Below are 2,580 nucleotides of genomic sequence, written 5' to 3' on the forward strand. Positions count from 1 at the left end.
TGTTCACTCCTGCCAATGCAATGAAATCTTCCCTTTCAGGGACTCTGTCACCCTGGAAGTAAAGTCAATTCTGGTAGCTTCGGGCAATTTAATCTGGATAACAACCCGGTCACTATAGTCACAGTGAATGATTTCTCCTGACAGGGATTCCAGCCAGTGTCGAAAAGCTTGCTCATTGGCATAATCGAGCAAGGCAGTTCCCTGAATCATGGGGACACATTCAACCACAGGCAACTGTTCTACGGCTGACTGAACTGACGCACCGTAAGCCCGAACCAGTCCTCCGGCTCCCAACTTGATGCCACCAAAGTAACGTACCACAACGACCGCTACCTCTCCGATCTGACGATGCTGTAAAACATTGAGCATAGGCTTGCCAGCCGTGCCGCCGGGTTCACCATCATCATCAAAACCCAGGACGGTATTTCCCTCGGGAGGACCGGCAATAAAAGCAAGACAGTGATGGGAGGCATCATGAAACTGATTTCTCAGAGATTGCTGGAAGGAGAGCGCTTCGGCTCTTGAGGTCACTCTGGACAGGAAAGTAATAAAACGGCTTCGCTTGACTTCCGCTTCCCACTGAAAAGAGGAGTCAGGTAATAGATCAGGCACCCGATAACGGCCCGTGGGCTGGCTGGACATTCAATTCTCTTGTTGCACTCAAAAAGCATGAACCGAGTGATCGTCAGCTATATTTTCCACTCAACCTGTCAGCACTCAGTGAAAGAAAAGTACTCCTTGAGTACTTCAACCAAGTCAATAATATCATGCCCTGCATTGACAATACTGTAGCCAGAATCAAAAAACTCCGGACCCACGTCTGGCTTACACCAGTGACACCGGGCATCAAAGTCAATATGGTTTTTCTCTTCATCAGGTCCGGGCAGCTTAATTCTCATACTGTAAACCGCACCAATGAGAACCGGTACCGTACTGATGAGCATCAAACCATTGCTGCTGATGTTACCAATACTTCCTATTTCCCTGAGCGTGTTCCTGTTGTATACAGTCAGATATTCATTCAACTGATGACGCTTGATGCTGCGGCGTTCCTTGCCGCGTGGAACCATAGACATAATCTGTATTCCTTTACTGCCCTACCTGTATAAAATTTAAACCAGAACCTTGTACAACCTGCTCTGCCTTAACTCACTCTGCCTGAGCATTAACTGCTGCTCACGCTCTGTGATCTTTTTCTGCCCGTTGGCAAATGCGCCAAACTGCTGCATTAATGCCCTTTCAACTTCATCCACACAGTCCCTGAACTCTTTTTGGACCGGGTGCTGGCATAACTTGACGGCACGATTCAGCTCAGTTTGTCTGCCCTTCAGGGAAGCGGCTTGTGCCTGCATACTGTTCAACTGACTTTTGTTGGATATACAGTCGGCTTTAATGCTGAAATGATCTTTGGCAACATCGCAATCCATAATCGCCTGCCTGGAATTCCCAATCAGCGTCCACTGCCCCTGTTGTCCCTTCTTCCTCCATCTGAACTTTTGAAAGGTGGTAGAGACGTCTTCAGGCGGCGTGAGATCCATAGCTTTGATTTTGGTAACACCAACAGTATTCTTGCGTAGAGATAGCTGTAAAGCCGGATCAATATCAACACATTGAGTGATCACGGCCATCATCTGCTTTTCTATTGCAGCAAGATCCAATACTCCCCGATTAATCACGACTTTCATGACAGCCTCCATCATGTGCTGGTAAGCCTTCTGTAGGGTGACTTCCGTTTTCATCGCTTCCTGCACGCCTCCTTCGGCCTTCAGCTTTTCCCTGCTGTTCCCGAGGCTATCGATAATGTCCCTGAAATACTTAGAACCTGAAGCTCTATCCCCTAACTTCTTCACAACATTATAAAGCTCAGTTATTTTCAACTGAGCTTCTTCTAAAGCGACGTCGCTCTGATGAATCAGCTTGGCATTGGTCTCACTCACCATGTCTTTGCCATCCAGCCTGACCCCTTCGCTCTTTAATTGCTCGAAGTAACCGCTGAGGCGCTCACGCATCGGTTCTGAATCCGCTGTTTCAAGCAAATCCTCCTGATACGTTCCCGGCAGAACAATCCGCCTATCCATCGATTTGAGAAAGTTTGTCACTTCTGACTTGAGGCTGCTAGTGACAACAGCAACCGCTTCCGCAGGAATGCCCGCGGCTTTCAAATCCAGGTTATCCACCAGACTGACAGCTTCATTATTCAGCCAGTGATGCTCCTGCGCATAAACTTTATCCAGATGGCTGTTGACCCTGGCCTGCTGCAACGCTTGCTCACAGTTAAGCGTATGATTACTTCTCTCACGATTGGCAACATCAACGGCCACCAGTTCAAGCCATGCATTCTTACAAGCCCACTGGCAGGCTTTCAGGTTAACCAGCTCCTGAAAGGCTGCCTGAGAAAGACCCAGCTCTGCCCACTCCTTTTTACCCAGCTCAGCCAGTTCGTTTCTTATTTGAGGCAGCCTCTCTAAATAACCCTTTCCGCCTTCTTCAGTTTTTTGAATAGGAAACGTCACCGTTTGCTCAATCACTTTTTTCAGAGCAGGAGAGGCATTCTCTATCCCCTCAGGAAACAGGTTATCC

The 2,580-nt window shown here is 48.1% G+C and carries 3 protein-coding genes; all 3 read right to left on the reverse strand.

Translation table 11 applies throughout. The features are described from left to right. Positions 1–3: 3 nt before the first annotated feature. A complete protein-coding gene (locus KDK16_RS06280) occupies positions 4–642 on the reverse strand; it encodes a YigZ family protein (protein ID WP_257275199.1) in 639 nt (212 codons plus the stop codon). A 68-nt stretch (positions 643–710) separates the two neighbouring features. After that, entirely contained in the window at positions 711–1,076 is a 366-nt protein-coding gene (locus KDK16_RS06285) for a PilZ domain-containing protein (protein WP_257275201.1), read from the reverse strand. 36 nt (positions 1,077–1,112) lie between these two features. After that, positions 1,113–2,580, reverse strand: a 1,468-nt coding sequence (locus KDK16_RS06290; protein WP_257275202.1) for a hypothetical protein, incomplete at its 5' end; no start/stop codon positions are given.

It is taken from the genome of Endozoicomonas sp. SESOKO4, assembly GCF_024606275.1.

Excerpts from the sequence above, each read along its gene's own strand:
- KDK16_RS06280 (WP_257275199.1), bottom strand. The coding sequence starts at position 642 with ATGTCCAGCCAGCCCACGGGCCGTTATCGGGTGCCTGATCTATTACCT.
- KDK16_RS06285 (WP_257275201.1), bottom strand. The coding sequence starts at position 1,076 with ATGTCTATGGTTCCACGCGGCAAGGAACGCCGCAGCATCAAGCGTCAT.